4 protein-coding genes are annotated in these 4,571 nt (G+C 59.3%); 1 reads left to right on the top strand and 3 read right to left on the bottom strand.

Annotated elements, in window-relative coordinates:
* Nucleotides 1-308: 308 nt before the first annotated feature.
* The 3 genes from erpA to clcA all read right to left on the bottom strand — a co-directional run bounded on the left by erpA (nucleotide 309) and on the right by clcA (nucleotide 2,921).
* Nucleotides 309-659, bottom strand: a complete 351-nt coding sequence (gene erpA / locus AAC083_RS06185) for an iron-sulfur cluster insertion protein ErpA (protein ID WP_042038514.1) — start codon at nucleotides 657-659, stop codon at nucleotides 309-311.
* 90 nt (nucleotides 660-749) lie between these two features.
* Nucleotides 750-1,445, bottom strand: a complete 696-nt coding sequence (locus AAC083_RS06190; protein WP_108536093.1) for a DUF6776 family protein — start codon at nucleotides 1,443-1,445, stop codon at nucleotides 750-752.
* An 87-nt stretch (nucleotides 1,446-1,532) separates the two neighbouring features.
* Nucleotides 1,533-2,921, bottom strand: a complete 1,389-nt coding sequence (gene clcA / locus AAC083_RS06195; protein ID WP_108536094.1) for a H(+)/Cl(-) exchange transporter ClcA — start codon at nucleotides 2,919-2,921, stop codon at nucleotides 1,533-1,535.
* Between the two features lie 244 nt (nucleotides 2,922-3,165).
* On the opposite strand from clcA, the gene hemL reads away from it, so the two are divergent.
* Nucleotides 3,166-4,452 (top strand): glutamate-1-semialdehyde 2,1-aminomutase, encoded by a 1,287-nt coding sequence (hemL, locus tag AAC083_RS06200; protein ID WP_108536095.1) that lies wholly within the window; start codon nucleotides 3,166-3,168, stop codon nucleotides 4,450-4,452.
* The last annotated feature ends 119 nt before the right edge of the window (nucleotides 4,453-4,571 follow it).

Consider the following 4,571-nt stretch of genomic DNA (forward strand, 5'->3'; position numbering starts at 1 on the left):
GCTCATCAGGTTGGCGTGTTCCGCCGTGCTGGTAGGGGCGCATTATAGGGGACTGAATCTTTCTGGCAAGTAAAAACACTGTGTTTTATTGAGGAATACGTTCAAGTGTTTAATCAACAGCCAGATCGTGCAAGATGCATCCATTTATGTACTTCAGAAGAGGCACCATCCCCCTTTTACATGCCAAAAACTTCGTTGATGCCTTTATAAGGATGCGACGCTTTATATAGGAAGGCAGATAGGGATAAAGAGAGGGATAATAGATAAGGGCCCTGATGGGCCCTTATCTATCGTGTCGTTACGGCACATCAGATGGAGAAACTGGAACCACAGCCACAGGTTGTGGTGGCATTGGGGTTGGTCACGGTAAAGCGGGAGCCTTCCAGACCTTCGATGTAGTCCACACTGCCGCCCACCAGGTATTGCAGGCTCATGGGATCAATCACCATGGTGACCCCACTCTTCTCAACCACTGTGTCCCCTTCATTGATCTTCTCATCAAAGGTGAAACCGTACTGGAAACCGGAGCAGCCACCGCCCGTGATGTAGACCCGCAGCTTGAGCTCGGGATTTTCTTCTTCGGTGATCAGGTTCTTCACCTTGTTGGCTGCCGCATCCGTCATCTGGATGGGCAACGGGGCTTCTGCTACTGCACTCATTACTGACCTCACAACCGTTAAATCCACAAACATGGAAACCGCGAAATTATCTAATACCCGACCATTTAGTTCAAGTATTCACCAAGCTTCTTACTGCACTGCAGGGGCAGGTGCAGGCGGAGCAACCACCAGTGGTTTGATCACCTCCCCCCATTCGGCCCGCAACTCCTGGGCAGGTTGCCTACCCTCTTTGCCAATAGTGACACGCACCCGGTCCGGTACAAAGCCTTCCGGCAACTGCCAGTTGCCTTCCAACAGCTGAAAATAGCGCAAGGCGTAACGTCCCTCGCCCACTTTCATGCCGAGATCACGGCTGCCGAGGGTTCTGGGCTTGTCACCCTGGCTCCCTTCTACCTTTATCTGTACCTGACCGCGAAACAGTTCGCGCTGCTTGGCTGGCTGGGTCAATGCCAAGCGATAGTGATAGCGACCGGGAATACTGGTCTCCTGCAGGGTGAGATTATCGATCACGACCCCCACCTGCTCCCCTGTGGGCCGCATGATGCGTTCGAAAAAGGCCAGCTGGCGCTTCTGTTCTTGCACCTGGGCTTCCTGATCCTTGAGCGTCTGCTGCAGTTGCTCGAACGCGGCTCTCTGGGTGGCCAGCAGTGTCTCCTTGATGCCGAGGTCACTCTTGAGCTGACCAATCGCCTTGCCCTGACGCTCCAGGGTCTCTTGCTGCACCGTCAACAGGCTGCTCTGGGCCAGTTCCTGTCGATTGCCGACGAAATACCCGATCAGCGCGCCCATCAGCAGCACAGCCAACAACTTCAATATCTGGGACATAAGGCCTCTTTTGTTACTGCGCCATACAGCGGCCATGCTCCCTTCACTATACGCAACTCGACCGGATCTGCGCTGACATACAAGGAGTTAACTGGTCATGGCGCCGCTGTCTCCCCGTTTTTGACGCGCGGCGAGCCGTAAAGTTCGCTCCAGGATCTGGGAATAGATGGGTCGGCCACCCAGCCACTGAGCAACCAGGGTCGCCCCGACTGTAGTGATCATCATCGGCAGGATCAGCTGATAGTTGTCGGTCATCTCGGTGACCAACACGATGCCGGTGATGGGAGCACGCACCGTGGCAGCAAACAGCGCCCCCATCCCGGCGATGGCAAAGGCGCCTGGCTCGATGCCCAGCTCGGGAAACGCCGCATGAAACAGATGGCCGAACACCACGCCAAACAGGGTGCCCAGCGCCAGGGTCGGCGCAAACACCCCGCCTGGGGCGCCGGAGCAGAAGCAGATAAGGGTTGCGACCAGCCGCACCGAAAAGATGAGGAACAGGGTCGCCATCGCATACTCATCCCCCATCAGATGGGGAATAAGCTCGGTGCCGCCGCCGGTCACCGAGGGGGCAAACAGCGAAAGCACCCCAAACGTTCCGGCGACCAGCATGCCGATGGCCACGAAACGGTGGCGCTTGTTCTGATGCAGCGCCAGATAACCATCCTGACAGGCAAGCACCAGCTTATTGAAGACAAAGCCCAGCACCCCGAAGGTGGCCCCCATAAAGAGAAACAGCCAGAGCGCCTTGAGAGCTGGCGCATCGTAGTGAGGCAAGGTGATCACCGCCCCCTGCCCTTTCATGTTCTGCAGCATCAGGGTCGCCATGATGGCGGAGATCCCCACCGCCTTGATGGCCAGAAAGGAGTAACGAAACTGCGGCCGCATCTCCTCCATCACGAACAGGATGCCTGCCAGCGGCGCATTGAAGGCTGCCGCCAGACCGCCCGCCGCACCGGCGGCCAGCAGGGCGTGACCATGCTCCTTGGGTAGCCGGAAGATATCCGCCACCATCTTGCCAAGGTTGCCACCGATCTGCACCGAGGGCCCCTCCCTCCCCAGCACCATGCCGGAGCTCAGGGTGCAGATGCCACCGAAGAACTTGACCGGCAACACCCGCCACCACCGCACCGGGCGCAGATCGTCCATCGCCCCCTCGATCTCGGGAATGCCGGAGCCCCCCGCTTCCGGGGCAAAGGTATGAGTGAGAAAGTAGCCGACAAATCCCAACAAGGCGCTGAAGCCAAAGCCAAGCAGACCGAGCTGCCACCAGGGACGGTCGGCCAACAAGGCAATTCGTTGCTCTGCCAGCCAATGGACACCTGATTCAAACAGGCCGCACACCAGTCCGGCCAGGGTGCCGACCAGCGCAGCCAGCAGCAACACCAGCAAGGGCATCTTGTCTTGCCGGATAATGCGGGAAAGCGGCCCCCGCGAAGAGGTATCGGGTTCAGAGGAGAGAGCTTGTTGCGCCATCTTGTTACACCAACTTGGAAAAACCACATCGTCAGCTAGCTGAGATCAGGATCACCCGGCGCGTTGCTCGGCTGCCCAGGGCTGGGGCTTTCTGCTATAGTCGGCCCGTTAAATTTTTGTCACGGGAGCAGACCGAGAGTCCGGGTGGCGAGAGCGCAAAGCATACTCCTCATGCCCCGGCCTGCCGAGTCTCAATCGGCTGCAATCCCTTGTGTGACGCCCAAAATCCCATTAAGGATGATCCATGTCAAAATCAGATCAGCTGTTTGAACAGGCCCGCCAGACCATTCCAGGTGGCGTCAACTCACCGGTCCGCGCCTTCAATGGGGTCGGCGGCACGCCCCGCTTCATCGATCATGCCGACGGCGCCTATCTCTATGATGTGGATGGTCAGGCCTACGTGGATTACATCGGCTCCTGGGGCCCCATGCTGCTCGGTCACAACCACCCTGCCATCAAGGCCGCCGTCATCAAGGCCGTTGAGAAGGGGCTGAGCTACGGTGCGCCGACCGAAATCGAAGTGCTGATGGCCGAGAAAGTCCGCCAGATCGTCCCCTCCATGGAGCAGGTGCGGATGGTCAACTCAGGCACCGAAGCGACCATGAGCGCCATCCGTCTGGCCCGTGGCTACACCGGCCGCGACAAGATCGTCAAATTCGAGGGCTGCTACCACGGCCACGCCGACTCCCTGCTGGTCAAAGCAGGTTCCGGCGCCCTGACCCTGGGCCAACCCAACAGCCCGGGCGTACCGGCCGATTTCGCCAAACACACCCTGACCTGCGTGTTCAACGATCTGGAGTCGGTACGCGAAGCCTTCACCCAGTACGGCAGCGAGATCGCCTGCATCATCGTCGAGCCGGTCGCTGGCAACATGAACTGCATCCCGCCGGTGCCCGGCTTCCTGAAAGGGCTGCGCGCCATCTGTGACGAGTTCGGCGCCCTGCTGATCCTGGACGAGGTGATGACCGGTTTCCGCGTCTCCCTGCGCGGCGCTCAGGGTCACTACAACATCGAGCCGGATCTTACCACCCTCGGCAAGATCATCGGTGCCGGCATGCCGGTGGGCGCCTTCGGCGGCAAGAAGAAGGTGATGCAATACATTGCCCCAACCGGCCCCGTCTATCAGGCGGGCACCCTCTCCGGCAACCCGGTGGCCATGGCGGCCGGTCTGACCATGCTGGATCTGCTGCTGGAGCCGGGCCTCTATGAGCAACTGAGCGCCAAGACTGCGCGGGTTGCAGAAGGGCTGAAAGCGGCCGCCGCCAAGCACGGTATCCCGCTCGCCATCAACTATGTGGGCGGCATGTTCGGCTTCTTCTTCACCGACGAGCCCGAAATCACCCGCTACGAGCAGGTCACTCGCTGCGATATGGAACGCTTCAAGCGCTTCTATCATCTCATGCTGGAAGAGGGCGTCTATCTGGCGCCGAGCGCCTACGAGGCAGGCTTCCTGTCGCTGGCTCACGGCGACAAGGAGATTGAACACACCTTGGCTGCCGCCGAGCGCAGCTTCGCCAAGCTGGCTGGCTAAATCGCCGCTGGTTGTCGCAGAAGGGCCCGTCACGGGCCCTTTTCTATTACAGTGCATCCATCATCACTCAGGGCGGCATGCTCATTTCTGGTGCATTCCCCCCTCGTCATCCGTCGTTT

This window comes from Aeromonas sp. HMWF014, assembly GCF_963878295.1.
Taxonomy (GTDB): Bacteria; Pseudomonadota; Gammaproteobacteria; order Enterobacterales; family Aeromonadaceae; genus Aeromonas; species Aeromonas popoffii.